We start from the raw sequence: 23227 nt of genomic DNA on the forward strand, positions 1-23227 counted from the left end.
TTAACGCGTAAGCCCCGAACTTGCGGCGTTTCTACTGTTTCAGGCAAGAAACTTAGCGCGGCTGGAGCCGCACCACCATCCAACGAATCGTATGACGAACCGCAAACAGCACATTGCAGAGGTAGCATTGCAGCTATTTGGGGACAAAGGCTTCGAGAATACTTCCACCCAGCTGATTGCTAAGGCCGCGGGAGTTTCAGAAGCACTTATTTTCAAGCATTTTGGCTCGAAAGACCAACTTCTGGAGTTTGTAATCCGCAACGGCTACAAGCGCATTATTGAAGACAACCGCGGTGGCCTGGCCGAGCCCGATCCGCTGGCTTTTATTCATAGTGTTATTGAGTTACCCTTTAAGCTGGTGCAGGCCGAACCGCACTTCTGGAAACTGCAGTACCGCCTCGCCGACTCCGAAATGGCCCGGCAGCAGCACGAGCGGTTTATGAAACCCGTGCCCTCCCTGCTGCGGCAGGCCTTTCAGAAACTGGGTTACGCCGACCCCGATAAGGAAACCGAGCTGCTGTTGCTGCTGGTAGAAGCGCTCTGGAAGCAGGAAGCTACCAAAGCCGACGCCGCGGGCGACCAGGGCATGCTCGATTTTATCAAGGGGAAGTACCAGGCGCAATAACTAGACATTTGTTTCTGATTGCGGGTCATTATGCGTTTGCTTTATTCTTTAGGTGTTATATGCGCTATTAGTCTAGTGAATGCTGCCCCGGTCCGGGCTCAGGCTCAAATACAGGTGCAGCTGGAGCAAGAGTTGGATTATGTAAGGTTGCTACCTGATTCGCTTGACCAAAACTCGGGGCCAGCGCTAGTGTTACCATCCGCCTCCTGGAGTAGTGCGCAAAAGCAGCTTCCTGTTGATAAAGGCGTAGTGTACGGAAGCTGCGTGCAGCGCCTTGGCGGCACACGTAGTGGCGGTTTGGGCCAGTACATTCGCTTGGTTAACTTGGATACGGGCAAATACTTTCGGCTTAGTATCAAGCCTATTCTCCGCTCCCGCCGCGAAAACACCTTCTGTTACGCACTGCCCCCAGGGCGCTACGCTCTCATTAACTACGAGTTTTCGGACAGCAAATGGTACGGGGCAGAATTGCACGTAGAGTCCGTACGAAAGCACCGCAATAGCCAAGTACTAGCGAATACCCGCTACGTGTTTGAAGTCAGGCCCAGCCAGCTACACTATGTGGGCACATGGGACTTAAGTCAGGAATTTGATCCGCGGTTTTTAGATGAGAAGTTTACGATTGACCTTGATTTTACAAAAGCATACCCCTTTCTACCGGTAGAATCGGCTCAAACCATTTTACCTAAATAATAAACGCCCCATCCGAAATCGGATGGGGCGTTTTTAGTCTAACTAAATTTACTCAGGCTTACAGGTGAATTACCTCGCCGTAGGCGGCGGCGGCGGCTTCCATTACGGCCTCGCTCATGGTGGGGTGCGGGTGCACAGCCTTAATGATTTCGTGGCCGGTGGTTTCGAGCTTGCGGGCTACCACCACTTCGGCAATCATTTCCGTCACGTTGGCCCCAATCATGTGGGCGCCCAGCCACTCGCCGTACTTCTTGTCGAAGATAACCTTCACGAAGCCGTCTTTCACGCCGCCAGCCGAGGCTTTGCCCGAGGCCGAGAAGGGAAATTTACCCACCAGCACGTCGTAGCCCTGCTTTTTGGCTTCGGCTTCGGTGAGGCCTACCGAGGCAATTTCCGGTGAGGCATAGGTGCAGCCGGGAATGTTCTGGTAGTTGAGCGGCTCGGGGTGATGACCGGCAATTTTCTCGACGCAGATGATGCCTTCGGCTGAAGCAACGTGGGCCAGCGCCGGGCCGGGTACGATGTCGCCGATGGCGTAGATGCCGGGCACGTTGGTCTGGTAGTAGTCGTCCACGATAACGCGGCCTTTCTCCACCTTAATACCCAGCTCTTCAAGGCCCAGGTTTTCGAGGTTAGTAACTACGCCGGCGGCGCTCAGCACCACGTCGCAGGCAATCTGCTGGTCGCCTTTGGCGGTTTTGATGGTTACGTTGCAGCCTTCGCCGCTGGTGTCCACCTTCGTTACCTCCGCCGAAGTCAGCACGTTGATGCCGATTTTCTTGAAGGATTTCTCCATCTGCCGCGATACTTCTTCGTCCTCCACGGGCACGATGCGGGGCAGGTATTCCACTACCGTTACCTCAGTGCCCATGGTGCGGTAGAAGTAGGCAAACTCAACGCCGATGGCGCCGGAGCCCACAACTACAAGGCGCTTGGGCAGCTCGGGCAGCACCATAGCCTGGCGGTAGCCAATGATTTTCTTGCCGTCGATGGGTAGGGCGGGCAGCTCGCGCGAGCGGGCGCCGGTAGCCAGGATGATGTGCTTGGCCTCCACGGTTTCTTTACCACCGTCGGGCTTGGTCACTTCTACCTTACCGGCAGCCAGCAGTTTACCGGTGCCCGATACCACGTCAATCTTGTTTTTCTTGAACAGGAAGTTGATGCCCTTGCTCATGCCATCGGCCACGCCGCGGCTGCGCTGAATTACGGCGCCAAAATCGTAGCCAATGCCCTCTGCCTTCAGACCGTAGTCGCCGGCGTGGTTGAGGTACTCAAATACCTGGGCGCTCTTGAGCAGGGCTTTGGTGGGAATGCAGCCCCAGTTGAGGCAGATGCCGCCGAGCGACTCGCGCTCCACCACGCCTACTTTCAAGCCCAGCTGCGAAGCCCGGATAGCCGCGACGTAGCCGCCGGGGCCGCTGCCGATAACGACCAGGTCGTATTGCAATGCCATGTTGTGTTCGGTTGAAGGTTTAGAAGGAAGGACCATCCGCCGCTTCGGGCGGGCAGGTGGCCCGGCAAAGATAGGCAGGCCGCGCTACTCTGCCACGCTGCCTGGTTACGCCCGCGCCTACTGACCCCCGACAAAATTTTGAGGCCCGGCTTAGCCTTTCCCTGAGGGTGCCCGTACAAGAGCCGTTACCCGATTACGGGCCGCTGCGCCCAGCCTTTTTCCACTCTGAACTCTCCATGAAAGCACCTATACTTTCGCTTTTCACTAGCCTGGCTTTACTTTCCTTGACCGACTGCGCCCGCAGTACTACGGAGGTGGAGCGCCCAACTTCGGCCTCGCGGAACGCAGCCCGGGAAATGGCTATTGCCCGCTCGGCCGACACGGCGGCCCGGGCCGCCGATGGCACGGCTACGGCCTCCGTGGCCCCTACCCCTGCCCTACCCGTTGAACCCGCCGCCCGCAAAACCAACGCCGACTACCGCACCGAAATCCGGGTGGCCGACGCGGCTTTGAAAGCCAAGCCCCGCGACTTTGATGCCCTGCTAACCCGGGCCAAAGCCAAAAGCCACCTGCGCGACTACCGCGAAGCCGTAGCCGACTATAATGCGGCCCTGCGCCTGAAGCCCACCAACGCGGAAGCCTACTACAACCGAGGCCTCAACCGTCTCAAGCTCAAGGAGTACAGCGCCGCCATTTCCGACTTTACCAAAGCCGTAAAGTATAACCCCCAGGATAAAGAAGCTTATTTTGGCCGGGGCGCCGCTAAAATGCAGCTGTTCAACTTCAAAAGCGCCATTCCGGACTTCACCAAAGCCATCAGCCTCGACTCTGACTACGCCGATGCCTACGAGTACCGGGGCATCAGCTACGCTTCCATCAACAAGCCCAACGAGGCCAAAGCCGACCTAGAAAAAGCCACTCTGCTCAACCCCGAGGCCGAAAAAAGCCTCCGCCGCTACGCGGGGAAGTAGTGACTGAATGAGTGAGGCGGTAGCTGAAGCCATCCTTCCTCACCAATACCCTACCCCTTGAAACATGACAAGCCCTTGGCGCTACCATACGTCAGGGACTTGTCTGTATAGTAGGCTTATCACAGAAGAGAAAACGGATGGCTTCGTGCCTCGCCATGACACGTCACTTACTCACTCAGTCACTACTTCCCGAGCAGCAGCTTTAGGTAGAAGCCAGGCTGGCGCAGCCGCTCGCGCAGGTCTAGGTCGAGGAACATGTTGCTGATGGTTTCGGCCAGGGTGGGGTTGTTGGCGGCGCGGTTGGCCACGAAGTTGAACAGCCAGGGGTAGCCCAGCAGACGCTGCATCACCCGGCTCAGGCGCAGCTCCTGCCAGAGGCGGTTGTACACGGCCTGGTCGTAGCCTTGCAGAAAACCGGGCGAAAAGTTTTGCGCGGCCACGGCCCGGCCGGCCCAGTCGGCGGCGTGGCGGCCCGATACCATGGCGTGGCTGATGCCTTCGCCCGAGAACGGGTCGATGAGGGAGCCCGCGTCGCCGAGCAGCAGGTAGCCGCTGCCGGAAAGCGGGCGGCGCCTGGAGCCCAGGGGCAGCCCAAAGCCGCGCACCGGCCCCAGACGCTCGGCGGTGGCAAACCGCTGCTTCAGGGCCGGGTGGGTTTGCAGAATTTCATCCAGTCGCTCCCGCAGCTTTACCTTCTTCTTGGAAACCGCTTCCGTGAGCATGCCTACCCCCACGTTGGCCTCACCGTTGGGCAGCGGAAACACCCAGAGGTAACCGGGCAGAAAATCGGGGATAAAGTGCAGCTCAATGAAGTTATCGGGGTGCAGACCCGTGACGCCCCGGTAGTAGGCCCGCAGGCCGGCGCAGTGGTGAGCGGGCTCCAGCGCGTGGCCGCCCACCTGCCGGGCAAAGCTGGATTGAGCCCCGTTAGCAACCAACAGCAGCCGGACAGTAGCTATTTCAGAGCCATCGGGAGCCAGTAGGCGCCAGCGGCCATCGGGCAGCTGCTCGTGGCGGGCTACCTCGGTGTTTTCCCGGAAGTCGATTTCCGGGCGTCGGCGCACTTCTTCAATCAGAAAGTTATCGAAGTGCAGGCGCTTGCTGATGTGGCCGGCACTGCGGTCGGTGGCGGGGTTGTAGTTGGGCTTGAAGGGCACGGCCAGGCGGCGGCCGTTGGGCGCGTAAAAATCAATACCCCAGCTGGGCAGCTGAATGGGCTCGGTGGCGAGGCGGGCGGGTAACTCCTCCCCAATGCGGCGCAACTCACTGAGCACTTTACCGCTGAGGGCATCGCCGCACACTTTGTCGCGGGGGAAGGTGGCGCGGTCGAGCAAGAGGCAGCGGTGGCCGGCCTGGGCCAGGTGCAAGGCGGCTGTGGCCCCGCCCGGGCCAGCGCCCAGAATGCAGATATCGGTGTCGGGCATAGGGGTAGCGAAGATACGAGCCGCAACCTTTGGGGCGCTATGTATGCCAGGCCCACGGCAGCTTATTTCCGGACCGGGCTGCTTTCTTCCCCGCCAGGGTGCCCGCCATGAGGCCTTCCCACCGGGCAGCGCTGAGGCTTTTCCAGCTCCGCTGCCGCCACCAGCATACTGGCTACTCCCTGACTTCTTGTAATTTCGCCGCCCTTTTTACGCTCCCTCGCCTATGGCTCTTCGACTTCTACACCAAGATTCCAGCATTACCATTTCCTACGACTACCAGCACGACTGGCTGTATGCCAACTGGACCGGCGACCAAAGCCTGGAATCGGTGCAGGCGGGCTGCTTGCGCCTGCTGGATCACCTGCGCTTTGAGCGCTGCAGCAAGGTGCTCAACGACAACCGGGAGGTAACCAGCATGTGGAGCGACGCCTCAGAGTGGGTGGGTGCCACCTGGTTTCCGATGATGGCCGACGCCGGACTGGAGTACTTTGCCTGAGTGTACTCGCCCAACGTTTATAGCCGCCTCTCCGCCGACCTCTCGATGCAGCAGCAACCTTCTACCCGCCCCATCGTGCTGGCCTTCGACAGCTAGGAGCTGGCCTCCAACTGGCTGCGGCTGATGTAACAGCTGCGCCTGAGGCGTAGTCGCCAGTACACGAGCTTCAGGATTTGGCGCAAACCGAGGGGTAGCAGGTTAGGCTTTCGTTGCTACCTTCGCTGACATGACGAAACAGCTTGACGGAAAAGTGGCCCTCATTACGGGTGCTTCCAAAGGAATTGGCCGCGCTATTGCGGTGTATTTCGCCCAGCAGGGCGCGCAGGTGGCCTTCACTTACCTCTCCAGCGTGGAGAAAGGCCAGCAGCTAGAGCAGGAGCTTTCCGCTTTCGGCACCAAGGTGAAGGGCTTCCGCTCCGACGCTTCTATCTACGCCGAGGCGGAAAAGCTGGTGGATGAGGTGGTAGCCGAGTTTGGCAAGCTGGATATTCTGGTCAACAACGCCGGCATCACCCAGGATGGCCTGCTCATGCGCATGAGCGAGCAGCAGTGGGACCAGGTATTGGCCGTGAACCTGAAATCAGTATTCAACCTGACCAAAGCCGCTACCAAGCCTATGATGCGCGCCAGAACCGGCAGCATCATCAACATGACCTCGGTAGTGGGCATTAAGGGCAACGCCGGCCAAGCCAACTACGCGGCTTCCAAGGCCGGCATTATCGGCTTCACGAAGTCGGTGGCCCTGGAGCTGGGCTCGCGCAACATCCGCTGCAACGCCATTGCCCCCGGCTTCATCGAAACAGAAATGACCGACGCCCTCGACCAGAAGCAGGTAGATGAGTGGCGCAAGGCCATTCCGCTGCGGCGCGGCGGCTCGCCCGAGGATGTGGCCAAAGCCACTGCCTTCCTGGCCTCCGAAGAATCGGCCTACATTACTGGCCAAGTGCTGCAGGTTGATGGCGGCATGCTGACCTAGGGCAGCCTTTTTGAACAAGAACAGTACGTGTCGGGTTGTACGGGCTTGCTAAGCGGGCCTGCCAGCCCGACACGTTTTTTGTTGCGCCCGTCGCAACGTTCCCTACCCCTGCTATGAAATCGAAGGTTGTATTGCTACCCCTCATGTTGGGCGGGTTCGGTATTGGCATGACGGAGTTCGTCATGATGGGCATTCTGCCGGACATTGCCCGCGCTATGCGCATCAGCATTCCGGATGCCGGCCACTTCATCTCGGCCTACGCCCTTGGGGTAGTGGTGGGTGCTCCGCTGCTGGTGGCCCTCACCGGCAAGCTGCCACCGCGTAAGATTCTGGCCTTGCTGATGGTACTGTTTGCCGTGGGCAACGGCCTGTCATTGCTGGCTTCCTCATACCACCTGATGCTGCTGACGCGGTTTATTTCGGGGCTGCCGCACGGGGCGTTTTTCGGGGTAGGCGCCGTGGTGGCAGGGCGCCTGGCCCAGCCGGGCAAGGAGGCCCAGGCCATTTCCATCATGTTTGCGGGACTTACGTTTGCCAACATCATTGGGGTGCCCATTGGCACCTATCTGGGCCACCATTTCAGTTGGCGGATACCGTTTGTGCTTATTGTGGTGGTAGCCCTGCTGACGGTGGCGAGCGTGCTGCGGCTGATGCCCAACCTGGCCGCCAAGGAAACCAACCTGCGCCAGGAGTTTCACGCTTTCACTAAGCTGGAACCCTGGCTGATTATCGGGATAACCGTGCTGGGCAACGGAGGCTTTTTCGCGTGGTTTAGCTACATCGTGCCTTTGTTCACGGAGGTAAGCGGGTTCGGCCCCAACACGGTTGCCTTCCTGATGGTACTGGCCGGCGTGGGCATGGCCCTGGGCAACCTGCTCGGCGGCTGGCTCACCGACCGTATTTCGCCCCTGCGGGCCACTACCCTCCTGCTGGCCGCCATGACGGCCTCTCTACTCCTGGTACCCGTGGCCGCGCCCTACCAACTGCCCACGGTGCTGATGACCATGCTCACGGGGGCGCTGGCATTTTCCACGGCCGCTCCCATCCAGATGCTGATGATTCGCTCGGCCAAGGGCTCGGAAATGTTAGCTTCTTCGCTAAGCCAATCGGGCTTTAACACGGGCAATGCGCTGGGCGCTTACCTGGGCGGTCTGCCCATTGCCGCCGGCCTGGGTTACACCTCCCCCGACTGGGTAGGAGCCGCGCTGGTGATAGGCGGCATACTATTCTGCGTGACCCTGGTTTTCCGCCGGCGCAGTCAGGCCGCCGCGCCGGAGCCAGTAGTAGTGGTTGGGTAAGAATGGAGGGGTAGGCGGTAAGAAATAAAATAGATGAACGTCATGTCGAGCTTGTCGAGACATCTCGCGTGCTGACGTTGAATTACCATTACAACGTCAGCACGCGAGATGTCTCGACAAGCTCGACATGACGTTTCTATAATTAGGTATTTTACCACCCGCGTAGTTTGTAGCACAGCCAATCTGCTACGCGCTTACCTTCGCTGCAACCCGTTTCTCGCCTCAAATGAAGCTCAAGATTTTGTTGCCGCTGCTGTTGCTACTTACTGTTTCGCTGGTGGCCTACCCTCGTTTGCACCGCCGACTCGTGCGCTATCAGCGGCAGCAGACTGCCTCCAAAGCTGCTGAGCAGATTTCTGGCCGCCTGCGCAACGGCGACCTGATCTTTCACACCTCCCAGTCGGCGCAAAGCCGGGCTATTCAGCTGGCCACCCGCTCGCCGTACAGCCACTGCGGCATTCTGTTCAAAAAAAATGGCGAGTGGCGCGTGTTCGAGGCCGTGCAGCCGGTCAGCGAAACGTCGTTGGCAGCTTGGGTGGCGCGCGGCAAAAACGGGCAATTTGTGGTTAAGCGCCTGCGCGATGCAGAAACCGTTCTGACACCCGCAGCCCTTCAGCGTCTGCAAAACGCCGGCGAACAGTACCGCGGCCGCAACTACGACCTTTACTTCGGCTGGTCCGATGAACGAATTTACTGCTCAGAGCTGCTCTGGAAGATGTACCGCCAGGCCACCGGCCGCGAAATTGGCAAGCTCCAGACCCTGCGCGAGTTCGACCTGAGCCACCCGGCCGTGCAGGCCAAGCTGCAGGAGCGCTACGGCAAACACATTCCGCTGGACGAAAAAGTTATTTCGCCGGTCCGGATGCTGGAAACCAAGGAGTTGGTGACGGTGCGGTAGGTAGCGTTAGTCTACGTTAGTTGCTTTATTGGTTGCTTCTAGCAGTTGAATAAGGCTTGATAATTGGGTAGCATATTCCGCTTCCGGATTTTGAAAAAAGATAGTTGTCAGCGTTTCAATTATTGTTTTGTTAGTAAGCCAGTGACTGAACAGAATTCCAGGTTCTGCGTCTTTATCAAAAACGGATAGCCGTTTACTTCCTATTACCATATCAGCATTACGATCTACAAAATCAATCAACCGTTTAATACTTACCGGACTCTTAAATTCGCTCCATATAGATAGCAATAATTTAACGTCAGGATACACATTCATAATAGCCGGAAAGTAGTCTGAGAAGGCGGCATCAGCTATTTCTAAATCTGTATAGAGCAATTTATTCCACAGCGCTAACAGATAGTCCTTTACAGCGTTTTGTTCAGATACTGGCCATGTTTGCCAATGACCATAACGCAGTTTATCCAATGCTACCCATTCTTCCCAACCAGTATCCAGCGTAGCAAGCAGTTCAGAAATTCGAGGAAGAAAATGCCGAAAATCATCCACATCACCCCAAGTAGTCATCACTTTGAAATAAAAGATACCCAGGTGGTCAACGGATAATTCTCGTAGTGGCCGAGTTGCCAAAGTGCGGTTCCAGATTAACAAATCACTATGCAAGGGGCTACCATCCATATGAGGGTTTAGTGGGTATTTGGCAAAGACACTGTATAGGTTTTCAATGGAGGTCTGCAGCTTGCTGTTCATAAATACAAAGATCCACTATTCGGCTCGTGTATATTGCCTGCTATAACGTCAGGCCTACTCCCCCGCAACTCCTTACCTTCGCTACCCGCCCCAACCCTACCCCGCGCAACTATGCGGGGCCGACCGGGGTTCTTTAGTGCGGTTGCTATATCGTTCTGCCTTTGCTACTATCTGCTTCTCCCTGGTTTATACTGCTGTGCCTGTTGGTAGGCGCGGGCTACGCGGCCCTGCTCTACTCGGCTAAGGCCCCCTGGAGCCGGACTATCAACTACGCGCTGGCTTTCGTGCGCTTTGCGGTGGTGAGCTTTCTGTGCTTTCTGCTGCTTTCCCCTTTCATCAAAACTACCACTACCACCACCGAGGCGCCTACCGTGGTGCTGGCCGTCGATAACTCGCAGTCGGTGGGGCTGTTCACGCCGCCGCAGGTGCTGACCCAGGCCACCCAAGGGCTGGCCCAGCTCACCGAAACCCTACGCGGCCGTGGCTTCAAAGTAGAAACCCGCACGCTTTCTGCTGGCAACAGCCCGGCGCGGCCCGATTCGCTGCAGTTCCAGACTCCGGCCACGGACCTCGACGGGCTGCTTACGGGCATCGGCGAAGGGTATCAGGGCCGTAATCTGGCGGGGGTAGTGCTGGTGTCGGATGGGGTAGTAAACCAGGGCCGCGCCCCCCAATACACCGACTACCGCTTCCCGATTTATGCCATTGGAGTGGGCGACACCGTGCCCAAGAAAGACGTCAGCCTTCCGGCCCTGAACTACAACCGCGTGGCGTTTAGTGGCAACCAGTTTCCCATTGAAGCCGAGCTGGCTTACGACGGCTACCCCGCCGGCACCACCGCTACCGTGCTCCTGCGCGAAAACGGCCGGGTGCTGCAAACCAAGCGCGTAAACCTGCCCGCCGGGCAGCGGCGCACCAAAACTACCTTTCTGGTAACGGCCCCTGCCCCCGGCAAACGCCGCTATGAAGTGGTGGTGGAGAAGCTGCCCGGCGAGTTCACCGCCCTCAACAACCAGAAGTTTGCCTACCTCGACATCGTGAAGGGCAAGCTGCGGGTGCTGCTGGCCGGTGCCGCCCCCCACCCCGACCTGAAGGCATTGCGGGCGGCTATTCTGCAGAACGACAACTTCGACCTGACTACCTACCTGCCCGGCATCAACCCGCTTCAACCCCAGGATTTCGATGTGGCCATTCTGCACCAGTTGCCGGCCCAGAGCGGGGTAGGCGCCGAGGTGCTGGCCCAGGTGAAGGCCCGCCGGGTGCCGGCCCTGTACATCTTAGGGTCGCAGTCGAACTACGGCGCCTACAACGCCCTGGGCACGGGCCTGACGGTGACGCCCCGCGGCAACCAAACCGACGAAGTGACGCCCGTACCCAATGCCACCTTCACCCGCTTTTCGTTTGAAGACGATGCTCTACGCCGGTTCGCGGCCTACCCCCCAGCCCCGGTGCCGTTCGGGGAGACGCGCCTGGGTAGTGGAGCCGAGGTGGCCCTGTGGCAGCAAGTGGGCCGGGTGAAAACCCAGAAGCCCCTGCTGGTATTCGGGGGGACGCCGGCCCAGCGCCAGGCTACTTTGCTCACGGAAGGCAGCTGGCAGTGGCGCCTGCAGGAAGCCGTGGACCACGACGACCGGCCCGAAGCCTACGACCGACTGGTGGTGCGGACCCTGCAGCTGCTCACCCAGAACGCCAACAAGAAGCGCCTCGACGTGTATCCCACCCAGGACGCCTTCAACACCCAGGATGACGTGACGTTCGGGGCCGAAACCTACAACGCCATCTTCGAGCGCATCTACGGCCAGCAAATCACCCTTACGCTCACCGACGAGCAGCGGAAAGCCCGCACCTTCACTTACACCAACTCCTCAGATGGCGCTCCCTTGCACCTGGGGGCGCTGCCGGCCGGCCTCTACCGCTATGTAGCGCGGGCTAGCCTGGGCGGGCAGGCCCAGCAGGACCAGGGCGAGGTGCTGGTGCAGGAGCAGCAGCTGGAAGCCCTTCAGTCGCGCGCCGACCACAACCTGCTTTATCAGGTGGCCAAGCGCAGCGGGCAGCGCCTCTACTACCCCGCCCAGTTCGCTCAACTCGCCCAGGACATTCAGAAAGCCAACTACAAGCCTGTGATTTATGAGCACGAAGACCTGAAGGACCTGATTAACCTGAAGTGGCTGTTTTTCCTGCTGCTGGGGTTGATGACGGTGGAGTGGGCGACCCGCAAGTATTCGGGCGGGATTTAAGCTTGCTGCTCACACGACTTCGGCCTTCTGCTTTTCGGTGGCAAGCCAGAAGTTCAGAACTTTATCCCGCGAAAAACACCTGTTGCGCTGAGTCCCCCTCCTTGGAAAGAGGGCCGGAGCGCAGGTTTACGTCTTCCATTCTTCTCCCATGAACCGTCTGCTTTTCCCTTTGCTCTCCGCAACTCTTCTGCTGACCGCCTGCGACAAAAACGCGGAACAGAAGGCCGAGCTGGCTGTGCAGGATTTTGTGCGCATGCGCGTTTCTGATCCTAAAAACTACTTCCCGGGCAAATTCCGGCACAAGCCCTACACCAAGCGCGACTCCCTGCAGTACCTGGCTCAGATGGCCCAGATTAACGGGCTGCCGGCCCCGCCCGCCCCTACCCCCGCCGACTCCGTGCGCATTGGTACGCTGGTGCTCCACGACTACCGCGACGAGATGCGCAACGGTGTTTCGGTGCGCGACAGTGGCGAGTACGTGGTGCGGCCCAACGGGGAAGTGCGCATTCTGATGGCGGAAAGCATCCGTCGCAAGCGCCTGCAGAAGTAACCCGTACCTTTGCGGCTCCGGATGGGGTAGGAAACGGGAGCAGGCCGTGTGGGTCGTGCCGGTTTCCCGCGCCGTCCGGAATCCTGTTTTTTATTGCTTTTACGTGAGCTGGAAGGCTCATGCCCCGCATGCGCTACATTCTCCTCAACAAGCCCTACGAAGTCCTGACCCAGTTTACCGACGAAACCGGCCGGAAAACGCTCAAGGATTTTGTCAACGTCCCGAACATTTACCCCGTTGGCCGCCTCGACTACGACTCCGAGGGTCTGGTGCTGCTCACCGACGATAAGCAACTGCAGCACCGCCTCTCCGAGCCGCGCTTTAAGGTACCAAAAACGTATTGGGTACAGGTAGAAGGCATACCGACGGAGGAGGCCCTGGAAAACCTGCGCCGGGGTGTGGACCTGAAAACCGGCTTTACCACCCCCGCCGAGGTAGCCTTGCTGCCCGAAACGCCGGAGCTGTGGGAGCGTAGCAAACCGGTACGCTTCCGGGCCAACATCCCCACCACGTGGGTGCAAATCCGGATTTCGCAGGGCATGAACCGGCAGGTGCGCAAGATGACGGCCGCCGTGGGCTACCCCACCCTACGCCTCGTGCGCGTCAGCATTGCCGATTTGCGGGTAGATCAGCTGCAACCCGGCGAGTGGCGCGACCTGACCAAAGCCGAAGTGCAGGCCCTAACTGAAGACATGGCCGCCCAGACGGCCGCCGCCGGCACCTTCAAAACGCCCGGTAAAGGCTCAGAATACTGGCCCGGTGGCGTGCGCCCCGCTGGTGAAAAGCCGCGCAGCACCAACCGTAGCGGCTTTACTACCCCTGGTGGTGGAAAACCTGCTGGCAACTCACGCGCTACGGGTACCCGGGGCGCCGTCCGCAATGCTACCCCCGGTAAAACCGGCAGCAAGCCCGGCCCTAAGTCGGCCGGACGGGGTAGCGCGCCCCGCAAACCAGGCGCGGCCGGTGGCCGCTCCGGGCGTAGCTAAGCAGGCGTATGCTCCGCGCCCGAAAACTGCGGCGGGTAGCCGCGCTGGCGGCCATAGCTTTCGTGCTGCTGAATGTAGTAGCTGCTTTCCACGCCTGGCAGTTCACCCATTTCACTACCGAAACCAGCCCTCACACTGGTAACCCCGAGCAGCTGACGCTGCCGCGGAAGCTGTGGGTGCTGCTCACGGGCATCAAGAACCCCAAGCCCGTCAACCAGGCTATTCCCAATTTTCCTTACGTCACTACCCACATCGAAAGCCCCAACGGGCGGCTGGAAGTGTGGCAGGGCGAGGTTTCGAACGCACGCGGCACGGTGGCCCTGTTTCACGGGTACACCAGCTCGAAAGCAAAACTGCTCACCGAAGCCCGCTACTTCCGCAGCCTGGGCTATAGCGTCGTGCTGACCGATTTTGCGGGTAACGGCGGCTCCGAGGGCAACACTTGCACCGTGGGCCACCACGAAGCTGAAGATGTGGCTTCCGTAGTCCGGTGGCTGCAGCGGCGGCCGGGGCCGGTGTTCATCTACGCCAACTCTATGGGCGCCGTAGCCACTTTGCGGGCCGAGGCCGAGCTGGGCCTGCGCCCCACGGCCAACCTGCTGGAGTGCCCCTACGGCTCCATGCTCGAAACGGCCCAGAGCCGCTTCCGCTCCATGCACGTTCCGCCCTTCCCGATGGCCAACCTGCTGGTGTTCTGGGGTGGGGTAGAGAACAACTTCTGGGCCTTCGACCTCGATGCTACCCGGTACGCCGCCCGCATATCTACCCCTACCCTACTGATGTGGGGCGAAGCCGACCCGCGCGTAACCCGCCCGGAAACCGATGCTATTTACGCCGCCCTTCGCGGCCCCAAGCAGCGGCAGGATTTCCCCGGCTCCGGCCACGAGCCGTATTGGTGGAAACATAAGCAGCTGTGGGAACAGACGATTCAGGGATTTACGGATAACTATACGAGCAGAGCCGCTTTAGTCCTCCGATAGCTTACCTCGCTCAGACAGAACTTCTGCTGCATTCAAAGCGGCCAGTACGAGCGCATGCCATTCTGGTGTAGTTAACGCAGCTAATTCATTCTCATACACCATTTCGGGGGTAGTATTAGTAGCGAAATCTGCCCATGCTCTATCAACATTCTCAAGCGCTACTTTCTCTATGGGTGCATATACGGGCTCTTGAAAGTGATGAGAAGTTAAAGGACGGAAGACATAATCTTCCCACATACAAATAACTTCAATCAGCCCTGGCATTTCCCCAGTTTTATACTGAGAAACCATCTGCACGTATTCTATAATCAGATTTCTTACCCGCTGTTCAACAACTTGAGGCGAAGGGTTATCTGCGGACATACATAGAGTACTGATCAATAATGGAAGCAAAATAGCCAAAGCATCGCTCACTACTATTTGTTGGGAGCTACGTCTTCTGCCCAGCTGTCAGCATATCCTACCCCTGGTTTTATCGTAGAAGTCAGACCGTCGCGAAACGATACCACGAGATATTCCAAAATGACAATCTGTCACGAAATAAAGGCATTTTCTTGGCTGGTACGCGTCTTGTAATTCCCCCGGTGCGAGTGATTCGCAACCAGTATCTGACACCTCAACTCCTAATATACAACCATTCACATGGGCAAAATAATCGGTATTGACCTCGGCACCACCAACTCGTGCGTGGCCGTAATGGAAGGCAACGAGCCGGTGGTAATTCCGAATAGCGAAGGCCGCCGCACGACTCCCTCGATCGTGGCGTTCCTCGATAACGGTAAAGGCGAACGGAAAGTCGGTGACCCCGCCAAACGTCAGGCCATTACCAACCCCAAGAATACGCTGCAGTCGATTAAGCGCTTCATGGGCCGCAGCTTCGGCGAAGTTTCGGAAGAGTCGAAGCACGTTTCCTACGAGCTAGTGCGCGGTTCTAACAACACGGTAGCTGTGCAAATCGGCGACCGTCAGTACACGCCCCAGGAAATTTCGGCCATGGTTCTGCAGAAAATGAAGCAGACCGCAGAAGACTACCTCGGCACCAGCGTAACCGAAGCCGTTATTACGGTTCCGGCTTACTTCAACGACGCCCAGCGCCAGGCTACCAAAGAAGCCGGTGCTATTGCTGGCCTCGATGTGAAGCGCATCATCAACGAGCCTACTGCTGCTGCCCTGGCTTACGGCCTCGACAAAAAGCACAAAGACCAGAAAATTGCCGTGTACGACCTCGGTGGTGGTACTTTCGACATCTCGATTCTGGAGCTGGGTGATGGTGTGTTCGAAGTACTGAGCACCAATGGTGACACCCACCTCGGTGGCGACGACTTCGACCAGGTAATCATCAACTTCCTGGCGGAAACCTTTGCCAGCGAAAACGAAGGCCTCGACCTGCGCAAAGACGCTATGGCCCTCCAGCGCTTGAAAGAAGCTGCTGAGAAAGCCAAAGTAGAGCTGTCGTCTTCCACCGAAACGGAAATCAACCTGCCCTACGTAACGGCTACCGCTTCGGGCCCGAAACACTTGGTAGTAAAGCTGAGCCGCGCGAAATTCGAGCAGCTGGCTGACTCGCTGGTGCGCCGCTCGATGGAGCCTTGCAAAAAGGCTCTGCAAGACGCTGGCCTGAGCACTTCCGATATCGACGAAGTAATCCTGGTAGGTGGCTCGACCCGTATCCCCCGCATTCAGGAGGAGGTAGAGAAGTTCTTCGGCAAGAAGCCTTCGAAGGGCGTTAACCCCGACGAAGTAGTAGCCGTAGGCGCTGCCATCCAGGGTGGTGTACTGACCGGTGAAGTAAAGGACGTGCTCCTGCTCGACGTAACCCCGCTCTCGCTGGGTATCGAAACCATGGGCGGTGTAATGACCAAGCTCATCGAGTCGAACACGACCATTCCGACCAAGAAGTCCGAGACCTTCTCGACGGCTTCCGACAACCAGCCTTCGGTAGAGATTCACGTACTGCAGGGCGAGCGTCCGCTGGCTTCGCAGAACCGCACCATTGGCCGCTTCCACCTCGACTCGATTCCGCCAGCACCCCGTGGTGTTCCGCAAATCGAAGTAACCTTTGACATTGACGCCAACGGCATTCTGCACGTTTCGGCTAAAGACAAAGGCACCGGCAAGGAGCAGAAAATCCGCATCGAAGCCTCGTCGGGCCTCACCGACGCCGATATCGAGCGTATGCGCAACGAAGCCGCTGCTAACGCTGAAGCTGACAAGCAGGAGAAGGAGCGCATTGAGAAAGTTAACCAGGCTGACTCGATGATCTTCCAGACCGAAAAGCAGCTGAACGAGTACGGCGACAAGCTGAGCGCCGGCAACAAAACGGCCGTTGAAAATGCCCTTGCTGACCTGAAGAAGGCCCACGAGAGCAAAGACCTCGGCCAGATTGACACCGCCATGGCCGCTATCAACGCTGCCTGGCAGGCTGCTTCGCAGGAAATGTACGCCGCTACCCAGGGTGGCGCCGACGGCCAGCCTGGTGCTGACGGTGGCAACCCCTTCGGTGGTCAGCCCGGCGGCAACGGCCAGCAAGGCCAGCCCCACGACAACGTGACGGACGTTGACTATGAAGAAGTAGGCAAGTAATCCGCAAGAGGATTAAATCATAAAAAGGCCCGGCGCAATTGCGCTGGGCCTTTTTATTTAGAGAGCTGCAAGCCTTATGCGCTTACCACGGGCAGGTTGCTGGGGCCGGGAAGTACTCCTCACTGAAGTACTTACCAGTTGGCCCATCTGAGCCGATCAGTGCGTACTTGACGATGCGTTGCCCGGCTTCCTCTACCGTACTGGTGCCCTGGTGGCCCGTGAAGTCGGTTTGGGTGTAGCCGGGGCACACTGCATTGACTTTAAATGGAGTGTCGCGCAGCTCGTGGGCCAGGTTGAGGGTGTACATATTCAAAGCTGCTTTCGACGCTTGGTACACCGGCAGCCGATAAGCAGAATTCGCGTTATCAAAGTCCGCGAACAGCGTCAGCGAGGCCATGGCCGTGCTCACATTTACGATGCGCGGCTCCGGCGACTTTTCCAGTAGGTCGAGAAATGCCTGCGTGACTCCAGCCACTCCGAATACGTTGGTGGCAAACACCTCCTGAAACTGACCTAGGGTAGTTTGCCGGGCCGACTGCGACATACCGCCGGAAATACCAGCGTTGTTAACCAGCACATCCAAAACTGGCGTTTTTGCCTCAATCGATTTCCGAGCGGCCTGGATAGAATCGGGATTAGTGACGTCTAACTGAACAGCTGCGAGGGTAGTAAGCCCGGTGGCTTTGAGCTGTTCTACGGCGGCTTCACCGCTCTTCAGATTACGGCTGCCGATATACACGAAGAATCCGTGCTGAGCAAGTAGTTTGGCGACTTCCAGGCCTATGCCTTTGTTAGCGCCCGTGACCAATGCTGACTTCATGTGGTTTACTTGGACTAGTTGAGGAAACGAACCGGCAGGACCATTCCTGCCGGACTACTGAGGTAAGGGCATAGCTTTATCCGTCGGGCATTTGCTGATGCCTTTCAATGGGTTTGTTAGGGGTTACAGTTGTCCTGCCAGAAGCAGCCCGCTACTTCCGATGGCTCACCATTTCAGCCGGTTGCGGGCTGCTTTCCCTCTGCCCTGACTATGGCAGTTGGGGAGTAGCCAAACTGCTTTTTGAAGGCGTAGGAGAAATGCGCCAGATTCTCAAAGCCTACCTCCAAATACAGCTCTATGGGCTTTCTTCTCTTTTCTGCGAGCTGGTAATGGGCCAGCGCCAATCTTTTTTGCGTGAGCCAGCGCTGGGGGCTCAGCTGAAAGGCCTTCTTAAAGTCTCGCTTGAAAGTAGTTAAGCTGCGGCCGGTCAGGTAGCTGAACTTGGCCAGAGAGATATTGAACATGTAGTTGGCTTCCATGAACTCCACCAGATTCACTTTCCCTGGCTCAGAGAAGTCGGCCAATATCCCGTCGCTGTTCTGGTCGAGGCTGCGCAGAATCTCTATCACCTCCGTAATCTTAACGGCCAGCAACTTCTCCGGCAGCGGATGCTGGAGTTCCAGATAAGGCAGCAGCGACGCAAAGAGGCTTTGCAGCAGCGGATTTTTGGGAAACACCAGAACATCACGGGAAGCTGGCCGCGCTGTTGCTGGGGCATTTTCGGCGTAGTACGCCCGCACCAGAGCCGTAGGCAGCTTCATAATGACGGCCTGATAAGCGGCCCCATCCTTAGGGCTCTTAATCAGCGTAGCGGGTTCCCGTCTAGGGGGCAGCAGCGTATCACCCGCTCCACATAAGAGTGTGCGGTTGGCTTGCACCACCTTCAATTCACCAGCCAGTACACTAACCAATATATGGTCCTCGAAGGCAGCCTCTCCCTGGTAGCGCCAGTTGCCGCCGCACACTACTACCATTTCTGCGAAGGGATTCAGTAGCTTGCTTGCCATGAGAGAATATCGTTAGAGGTCTCACAAAAGTAGGTAGCTCCACCTTCAGGTACTTTGCTCAAAAGGCCAAAGATGCTTTGCTCAGCGGTCCATTCAGTCTAAACAGGGTAGCCTGGCAGACGATAAGCTTCCTCATCTGAACGGGTCTTTTCCTGTTTTACAGGCCGGGACAGATGACTCAGGCCACTCTTTGCTAACAGGCTCCTTAGTACCCGGCCCGGCGGCGTACATTAGCGCAGATGTTGTGCACAAAGCAGCATTCTAAGCTCTATGGCACACTTTCTTGTTATCGGCGCCGGCATTGGAGGCCTCACTACGGCTCACGCGCTGCTCCGGCTGGGCCACTCGGTACGGGTGTATGAGGCGGCGCCAGAGCTGCGGGAGGTAGGCGCCGGCCTGGTGCTGGGGGCTAACGCCATGCGGGCCCTGCAGCAACTGGGCCTGCACGAAGCGGTGCTACCCCTTGGCTCCCCGGTTACGCGCCTCGACCTGCGCACGCAGCACGGCCAGATGCTCCAATCTGCCGATACCACCCCGTTTACTACCCGGCTGGGCTTTCCCAACCTAGGCATACATCGGGCGGCGCTGCAGCAGGTGCTGGTGCGTCTCCTGCCCCCGGGCATACTCCAGTTGGGGTGCCCGTTTGAGGGGGCTGAAACTACGGAAGCGGGCGTGGTAGCCCACTTTACCAACGGGCACACCGTGCGAGCCGATGCCCTGATTGGAGCCGATGGGCTTCGCTCCAGCGTGCGGCGGCAGCTACTACCTGGCTCCGAGCCGCGCTACGCAGGTTACACCTGCTGGCGAGCCGTGGTGGATGCGCGGCAGTTGGCCCTGCCCGCCGGCGAATCGTGCGAGGTATGGGGCGAGCGGGGCCGGCGCTTCGGCTACGTTCCGGTGGGCGGTGGCCAGGTATATTGGTTTGCCTGCCTGAACAGCCACGAGCCACAAAACCCGCAGTTCCGGGCGTACCGTACCGCAGATCTGCAGCGCGCCTTTGCCGGTTTCCACGCGCCTGTGCCCGAGTTGCTGGCTCTCACCCACGACGAGCACCTGCTCTGGAACGACATTCTCGACTTGAAGCCCCTGCCGCGGTTTGCCTTCGGGTGCATCCTGCTCCTCGGCGACGCCGCGCATGCCACTACCCCCAACCTGGGCCAGGGAGCGGGCATGGCCGTGGAAGATGCCGCCGTACTGGCCCAGTGTCTTACCGAATCGGCGGATATACCAGCGGCTTTTCGCCGCTTCGAGCAGCGGCGCCTGCGGCGCACCACCCGTATTATCACCACGTCCCGGCAGCTGGGCCGGGTGGGGCAGCTGGAAAGCCCACTGCTCACCAAGCTGCGCAACACGGTTATGCAGCTCCTACCCCCCGCCGTAAGCCGAAGCCAGATGGCCTGGCTCTACGATGAGCTTTAACGAAAAAGGCCGAAGCGGTAGCGCTTCGGCCTTTTTGCTTAGGTAGTCAGTTCTTTTTGGCGGCCGGGATTGGCGGCTTCTTCCTGCTCCTCCTCATCCTCTTCCTCAAAGCCCTCCTGAATTTTTTCTACCGCTTCCTGGTGGTCATCGGCGTTGGCCTCTTCGGCGTTTTCTTCCTGCTCCTCCTTATCGTGGGGCTCGTAGCTGAGCTTGATGTAGATGGGGAAGTGGTCGGAGCCGACGTAAGGCAGGCGCTCCATGTCATCGACCTTAAAATGGGGCGAAACGAATACGTGGTCCAGGGGCCAGCGCAGCAGCAGGTAATCGGCGTGGAAGGTGGGCAGCAGGCCACGCCCCACGCGCGGGTCAAGCAGGCCGCTGATGCGCCGGAACAGCTCGGAGGTATGCGACCAGGCCACGTCGTTCATGTCGCCAAACACAATCGTCGGCTCGTCTTTCTGGTCGATGGTTTTGCCCACCAACAGCAGTTCGGCGTCGCGCTTGGTGCTGGTTTTGGCCTCGGCGGGTGCCGGGGGCTTGGGGTGGAGGCCGTACACGCGCACCATGGTTTTGCTGTCGGGCAGCTCTACCAGCGTATGAATAGAGGGTACATCGTCATCGAGCAGATACTTCACTTCGCAGCCGTGCAGGGGTAGGCGCGAGAAGAACAGCAGGCCGTAGGTATTGTCCAGGGGCTCGTGGCAGGTGTAGGGGTGGGTTTCTTCCAGGGGCTTAAGCTGCTCCAGCCACCACAAGTCGGTTTCCACCGCCATAATCAGGTCCGAATCGGCCTCCTGAAGTACCCGCAAGGCCTTTTTGCCTTGCTTGTTGTACTGCAGCACGTTCATCATGGTCAGGCTCAAGTGCCGGCGACCATCCTTATGGGTGCTGTCCCCGACTTGCTTTGGCACCAGGCGGGTGTAGGGCATCACGCGCAGCAGCTGATAGATGATGGCGGCGGCCAGCGCCAGTAGCAGGCCGGGGCCCCAGTAGGTGGCGTCGGCGGGACGGTGCCAGCGCAGCAGCAGCCCGGCCACCACCACCACCACCAGCACACCCACAATCTGCAGGCGCGGAAAATCAAAAATGCGAATCCACCAGGCGGTCTGGCGCAGCAGGGGCAGCAGCGTGGCTACCAGCGTGGCTACGGCCAGCAGCAGCGTAAGGCCGTGTGCAAGCTGCAGCCAAAGTGGAACATGGAGGTCGGGCACGGAAGGGGAGAGAGTAGGCGTGGGAGAAAGGGGGGTAGGAAGTCGGGCAGCTTAATCGTCGTTGAAGCCGCCTTTGCGCAGCTCCTCAATGGTGCGCATCACCTTATCCTTCAGGGAGGTGCGGTACTTTTCCAGCACATCGGCCAGGCGGGCATTGTTCAGAGCCAGCATCTGGGTAGCCAGCACGGCGGCATTGGTAGCCCCATCCAGCGCCACGGTAGCCACGGGCACACCCGCCGGCATCTGCAGCATCGAGAGAATGGAGTCGAGGCCGTGGAAGGAGGTAGTGGAGTTAATGGGCACTCCAATAACGGGCAGAGTCGTAAACGAGGCAATCATGCCGGGCAGGTGGGCCGCCCCTCCCCCGCCGGCAATAATTACGCGCAGGCCGCGCTTGCGGGCAGTTTCGGCGTACTCCACCAATCGGTGCGGGGTGCGATGCGCCGATACCAGGGTGATTTCGTAGGTGATGCCGAACTGTTGCAGCAGCTCAGCCGCCGCCGACATAATTTTCAAATCAGATTGGGAGCCCATGATAATGCCCACCAGGGGCGTATCGTGGGGAGCCGGAATATCGGCCGCTGCGGCGGCGGGAAGCGTAGTAGGCATACGGAAGTACAGGAAAACAGGACAGCCCGGGTCGGGATAGGCTTTTACGACCTCCCAGCGGTGCGGTTGAGTCTATAAACATAGCATTTTCCCTGTTTGCTGATTCTCAAAGGCTCGTACCTTTACCCGCCGCCGTTGTGTTCCCTGCCTATGGAAATCCTGCTTGCCACGTTTACTACCCTCTTTTCGGTTGTGAACCCCTTCAGTGCCATGCCCGTGTTCCTGACCCTGACGGAGGAGGATACGCCGGCGCACCGGGCCGGCATAGCCCTGCGCGCCTGCATCTATATGATTGGGGTTCTGGCCGTTTCATTTTTCGCGGGCCAGTACGTGCTGAATTTCTTCGGCATCAACATTCATCACCTGCGCATTGCGGGCGGCATCCTGCTCATGCGCTCGGCCTTCGATTTGCTCACGCCTGGCGGCAACCGCAGCAAAGTTTCGGATGCTACCCTCGATGAAAGCCGCCACAAGGACGATATCAGCTTCACACCCCTGGCCATGCCCATGCTCTCGGGCCCCGGCTCCATGGCCGTGTGCATCGGCCTGTTCACCGAGAAGCTGAGCTTCCTGGATATGGCCCTGATTTTCCTGGGCTTCGTGCTGGTGGCCTTGGCCGCCTACCTCATCCTGATGTCTTCGCTCCGGCTCACCCGCTTTCTGGGCCGCCCCGGTATGGCCGCGCTGGCCCGTATTATGGGCTTTATCACCCTGGCCATCGGGGTGAATTTCCTGGCTACGGCCATTGGGGCCTTATTTCCGGGCCTGAGCCGGTAAGTACTATTGCTGGTGCATTGCAGCGTCGCTGTTCATGTAGTAGCTCCAATAAGCCAACATCAGTATAAAACTCACTACAAACAGAAGATTAGCTTTTGCGTTGAGTGTGCGCGGAGGGAATGTTGCCACTAGCATGCTCGGCAGATGTATCAGCAAGCCCAAAAAGGATAGCACCATCCCTAAAAAAATAGAATCATCATCGAAATAATACCGACTAATTTCCAGATACTGCTCTTTATAGGGCGACATGAAAACAAGCATCCAGCATAAGATAATGCTGGAAAACAGAAACCTCACAGAGCGTAGGACTCTTTCTATAAGTGAAGTAATAGTCATAATACAACGTGTTCAGGAGAGTCATAAAATACCTAACACCCGGTTAAATAATACGCTTGAAAGGCGGGAAAATTACTATTTGCTCCCTGCATCAGTAAGGAGGCCTGTCCTCAACAGAGTCGCTAGGCATG

23 protein-coding genes are annotated in these 23227 nt (G+C 58.4%); 14 read left to right on the forward strand and 9 right to left on the reverse strand.

What is annotated here, in order from left to right; genetic code table 11:
• The first annotated feature begins 91 nt into the window (after positions 1-91).
• Both FGZ14_RS10095 and FGZ14_RS21740 read left to right on the forward strand, forming a co-directional pair.
• On the forward strand, positions 92-625 hold the full coding sequence (locus FGZ14_RS10095) for a TetR/AcrR family transcriptional regulator (protein WP_139923870.1): 534 nt from the start codon (positions 92-94) through the stop codon (positions 623-625).
• Positions 626-655: 30 nt separating this feature from the next.
• A complete protein-coding gene (locus FGZ14_RS21740; protein ID WP_180754323.1) occupies positions 656-1318 on the forward strand; it encodes a hypothetical protein in 663 nt (220 codons plus the stop codon).
• Positions 1319-1376: 58 nt separating this feature from the next.
• On the opposite strand, the gene lpdA is transcribed toward FGZ14_RS21740, so the two are convergent.
• Entirely contained in the window at positions 1377-2771 is a 1395-nt protein-coding gene (lpdA, locus tag FGZ14_RS10100) for a dihydrolipoyl dehydrogenase (protein ID WP_139923873.1), read from the reverse strand.
• A gap of 236 nt (positions 2772-3007) precedes the next feature.
• Here lpdA and FGZ14_RS10105 point away from each other — a divergent pair, with 236 nt between their 5' ends.
• On the forward strand, positions 3008-3742 hold the full coding sequence (locus tag FGZ14_RS10105; RefSeq protein ID WP_139923874.1) for a tetratricopeptide repeat protein: 735 nt from the start codon (positions 3008-3010) through the stop codon (positions 3740-3742).
• A 182-nt stretch (positions 3743-3924) separates the two neighbouring features.
• On the opposite strand, the gene FGZ14_RS10110 is transcribed toward FGZ14_RS10105, so the two are convergent.
• Positions 3925-5166, reverse strand: a complete 1242-nt coding sequence (locus FGZ14_RS10110) for an NAD(P)/FAD-dependent oxidoreductase (protein WP_139923876.1) — start codon at positions 5164-5166, stop codon at positions 3925-3927.
• Positions 5167-5389: 223 nt separating this feature from the next.
• Here FGZ14_RS10110 and FGZ14_RS10115 point away from each other — a divergent pair, with 223 nt between their 5' ends.
• From FGZ14_RS10115 to FGZ14_RS10130, 4 genes are all read left to right on the forward strand, one after another.
• Positions 5390-5662 carry a hypothetical protein gene (locus FGZ14_RS10115; protein ID WP_139923878.1) on the forward strand — a complete coding sequence of 91 codons (273 nt, stop codon included), beginning with the start codon at positions 5390-5392 and terminating at the stop codon, positions 5660-5662.
• Between the two features lie 226 nt (positions 5663-5888).
• Entirely contained in the window at positions 5889-6638 is a 750-nt protein-coding gene (gene fabG, locus FGZ14_RS10120) for a 3-oxoacyl-[acyl-carrier-protein] reductase (protein ID WP_139923880.1), read from the forward strand.
• A 113-nt stretch (positions 6639-6751) separates the two neighbouring features.
• Positions 6752-7936: an MFS transporter gene (locus tag FGZ14_RS10125; protein WP_139923882.1), complete on the forward strand. Its 1185-nt coding sequence runs from the start codon at positions 6752-6754 to the stop codon at positions 7934-7936.
• A 226-nt stretch (positions 7937-8162) separates the two neighbouring features.
• Positions 8163-8834: a YiiX family permuted papain-like enzyme gene (locus tag FGZ14_RS10130; RefSeq protein WP_139923884.1), complete on the forward strand. Its 672-nt coding sequence runs from the start codon at positions 8163-8165 to the stop codon at positions 8832-8834.
• Positions 8835-8840: 6 nt separating this feature from the next.
• On the opposite strand, the gene FGZ14_RS10135 is transcribed toward FGZ14_RS10130, so the two are convergent.
• A complete protein-coding gene (locus FGZ14_RS10135; protein WP_139923886.1) occupies positions 8841-9581 on the reverse strand; it encodes a hypothetical protein in 741 nt (246 codons plus the stop codon).
• 161 nt (positions 9582-9742) lie between these two features.
• Here FGZ14_RS10135 and FGZ14_RS10140 point away from each other — a divergent pair, with 161 nt between their 5' ends.
• The 4 genes from FGZ14_RS10140 (at position 9743) to FGZ14_RS10155 (ending at position 14334) form a co-directional block, all read left to right on the forward strand.
• Positions 9743-11818 carry a VWA domain-containing protein gene (locus tag FGZ14_RS10140; protein WP_257883201.1) on the forward strand — a complete coding sequence of 692 codons (2076 nt, stop codon included), beginning with the start codon at positions 9743-9745 and terminating at the stop codon, positions 11816-11818.
• A gap of 148 nt (positions 11819-11966) precedes the next feature.
• A complete protein-coding gene (locus FGZ14_RS10145; protein ID WP_139923888.1) occupies positions 11967-12368 on the forward strand; it encodes a hypothetical protein in 402 nt (133 codons plus the stop codon).
• A gap of 128 nt (positions 12369-12496) precedes the next feature.
• Positions 12497-13354, forward strand: coding sequence for a pseudouridine synthase (locus FGZ14_RS10150; protein ID WP_139923889.1), 858 nt, complete (start codon positions 12497-12499; stop codon positions 13352-13354).
• An 8-nt stretch (positions 13355-13362) separates the two neighbouring features.
• The gene (locus FGZ14_RS10155) at positions 13363-14334 is read left to right on the forward strand and encodes an alpha/beta hydrolase (RefSeq protein WP_139923892.1); all 972 of its coding nucleotides are present in this window, start codon (positions 13363-13365) and stop codon (positions 14332-14334) included.
• Here FGZ14_RS10155 and FGZ14_RS10160 read toward each other — a convergent pair.
• A complete protein-coding gene (locus FGZ14_RS10160; protein ID WP_139923893.1) occupies positions 14320-14697 on the reverse strand; it encodes a hypothetical protein in 378 nt (125 codons plus the stop codon). The two genes, FGZ14_RS10155 and FGZ14_RS10160, sit on opposite strands and share 15 nt — an antisense overlap.
• A 279-nt stretch (positions 14698-14976) precedes the next feature.
• On the opposite strand from FGZ14_RS10160, the gene dnaK reads away from it, so the two are divergent.
• Entirely contained in the window at positions 14977-16917 is a 1941-nt protein-coding gene (gene dnaK, locus FGZ14_RS10165; RefSeq protein ID WP_139923896.1) for a molecular chaperone DnaK, read from the forward strand.
• An 82-nt stretch (positions 16918-16999) separates the two neighbouring features.
• On the opposite strand, the gene FGZ14_RS10170 is transcribed toward dnaK, so the two are convergent.
• Complete coding sequence (locus FGZ14_RS10170; RefSeq protein ID WP_139923898.1) at positions 17000-17737, reverse strand: SDR family oxidoreductase; 738 nt, start codon at positions 17735-17737, stop codon at positions 17000-17002.
• Between the two features lie 173 nt (positions 17738-17910).
• Positions 17911-18744 (reverse strand): AraC family transcriptional regulator, encoded by an 834-nt coding sequence (locus FGZ14_RS10175; protein ID WP_139923900.1) that lies wholly within the window; start codon positions 18742-18744, stop codon positions 17911-17913.
• A gap of 270 nt (positions 18745-19014) precedes the next feature.
• Between FGZ14_RS10175 and FGZ14_RS10180 the strand changes: the two genes are divergently transcribed.
• Positions 19015-20163 (forward strand): FAD-dependent monooxygenase, encoded by a 1149-nt coding sequence (locus FGZ14_RS10180; protein ID WP_139923902.1) that lies wholly within the window; start codon positions 19015-19017, stop codon positions 20161-20163.
• 38 nt (positions 20164-20201) lie between these two features.
• Here the strand turns inward: FGZ14_RS10180 and FGZ14_RS10185 are convergent, their stop codons facing one another.
• The gene (locus FGZ14_RS10185; RefSeq protein ID WP_139923905.1) at positions 20202-21374 is read right to left on the reverse strand and encodes an endonuclease/exonuclease/phosphatase family protein; all 1173 of its coding nucleotides are present in this window, start codon (positions 21372-21374) and stop codon (positions 20202-20204) included.
• Positions 21375-21425: 51 nt separating this feature from the next.
• The gene (gene purE / locus FGZ14_RS10190) at positions 21426-21983 is read right to left on the reverse strand and encodes a 5-(carboxyamino)imidazole ribonucleotide mutase (RefSeq protein ID WP_139923907.1); all 558 of its coding nucleotides are present in this window, start codon (positions 21981-21983) and stop codon (positions 21426-21428) included.
• 150 nt (positions 21984-22133) lie between these two features.
• Here purE and FGZ14_RS10195 point away from each other — a divergent pair, with 150 nt between their 5' ends.
• On the forward strand, positions 22134-22760 hold the full coding sequence (locus FGZ14_RS10195) for a MarC family protein (RefSeq protein ID WP_139923909.1): 627 nt from the start codon (positions 22134-22136) through the stop codon (positions 22758-22760).
• Positions 22761-22763: 3 nt separating this feature from the next.
• On the opposite strand, the gene FGZ14_RS10200 is transcribed toward FGZ14_RS10195, so the two are convergent.
• Positions 22764-23009, reverse strand: a complete 246-nt coding sequence (locus FGZ14_RS10200) for a hypothetical protein (RefSeq protein ID WP_139923911.1) — start codon at positions 23007-23009, stop codon at positions 22764-22766.
• Positions 23010-23227 lie beyond the last annotated feature (218 nt).

Origin of the sequence: Hymenobacter sp. DG01 (genome assembly GCF_006352025.1) — a bacterium.
GTDB lineage: Bacteria > Bacteroidota > Bacteroidia > Cytophagales > Hymenobacteraceae > Hymenobacter.

Coding starts and splice junctions, on each gene's coding strand:
- FGZ14_RS10095 (WP_139923870.1), top strand. CDS start 92: ATGACGAACCGCAAACAGCACATTGCAGAGGTAGCATTGCAGCTATTT.
- FGZ14_RS21740 (WP_180754323.1), top strand. CDS start 656: ATGCGTTTGCTTTATTCTTTAGGTGTTATATGCGCTATTAGTCTAGTG.
- lpdA (WP_139923873.1), bottom strand. CDS start 2,771: ATGGCATTGCAATACGACCTGGTCGTTATCGGCAGCGGCCCCGGCGGC.
- FGZ14_RS10105 (WP_139923874.1), top strand. CDS start 3,008: ATGAAAGCACCTATACTTTCGCTTTTCACTAGCCTGGCTTTACTTTCC.
- FGZ14_RS10110 (WP_139923876.1), bottom strand. CDS start 5,166: ATGCCCGACACCGATATCTGCATTCTGGGCGCTGGCCCGGGCGGGGCC.
- FGZ14_RS10115 (WP_139923878.1), top strand. CDS start 5,390: ATGGCTCTTCGACTTCTACACCAAGATTCCAGCATTACCATTTCCTAC.
- fabG (WP_139923880.1), top strand. CDS start 5,889: ATGACGAAACAGCTTGACGGAAAAGTGGCCCTCATTACGGGTGCTTCC.
- FGZ14_RS10125 (WP_139923882.1), top strand. CDS start 6,752: ATGAAATCGAAGGTTGTATTGCTACCCCTCATGTTGGGCGGGTTCGGT.
- FGZ14_RS10130 (WP_139923884.1), top strand. CDS start 8,163: ATGAAGCTCAAGATTTTGTTGCCGCTGCTGTTGCTACTTACTGTTTCG.
- FGZ14_RS10135 (WP_139923886.1), bottom strand. CDS start 9,581: ATGAACAGCAAGCTGCAGACCTCCATTGAAAACCTATACAGTGTCTTT.
- FGZ14_RS10145 (WP_139923888.1), top strand. CDS start 11,967: ATGAACCGTCTGCTTTTCCCTTTGCTCTCCGCAACTCTTCTGCTGACC.
- FGZ14_RS10150 (WP_139923889.1), top strand. CDS start 12,497: ATGCGCTACATTCTCCTCAACAAGCCCTACGAAGTCCTGACCCAGTTT.
- FGZ14_RS10155 (WP_139923892.1), top strand. CDS start 13,363: ATGCTCCGCGCCCGAAAACTGCGGCGGGTAGCCGCGCTGGCGGCCATA.
- FGZ14_RS10160 (WP_139923893.1), bottom strand. CDS start 14,697: ATGTCCGCAGATAACCCTTCGCCTCAAGTTGTTGAACAGCGGGTAAGA.
- dnaK (WP_139923896.1), top strand. CDS start 14,977: ATGGGCAAAATAATCGGTATTGACCTCGGCACCACCAACTCGTGCGTG.
- FGZ14_RS10170 (WP_139923898.1), bottom strand. CDS start 17,737: ATGAAGTCAGCATTGGTCACGGGCGCTAACAAAGGCATAGGCCTGGAA.
- FGZ14_RS10175 (WP_139923900.1), bottom strand. CDS start 18,744: ATGGCAAGCAAGCTACTGAATCCCTTCGCAGAAATGGTAGTAGTGTGC.
- FGZ14_RS10180 (WP_139923902.1), top strand. CDS start 19,015: ATGGCACACTTTCTTGTTATCGGCGCCGGCATTGGAGGCCTCACTACG.
- purE (WP_139923907.1), bottom strand. CDS start 21,983: ATGCCTACTACGCTTCCCGCCGCCGCAGCGGCCGATATTCCGGCTCCC.
- FGZ14_RS10195 (WP_139923909.1), top strand. CDS start 22,134: ATGGAAATCCTGCTTGCCACGTTTACTACCCTCTTTTCGGTTGTGAAC.
- FGZ14_RS10200 (WP_139923911.1), bottom strand. CDS start 23,009: ATGTCGCCCTATAAAGAGCAGTATCTGGAAATTAGTCGGTATTATTTC.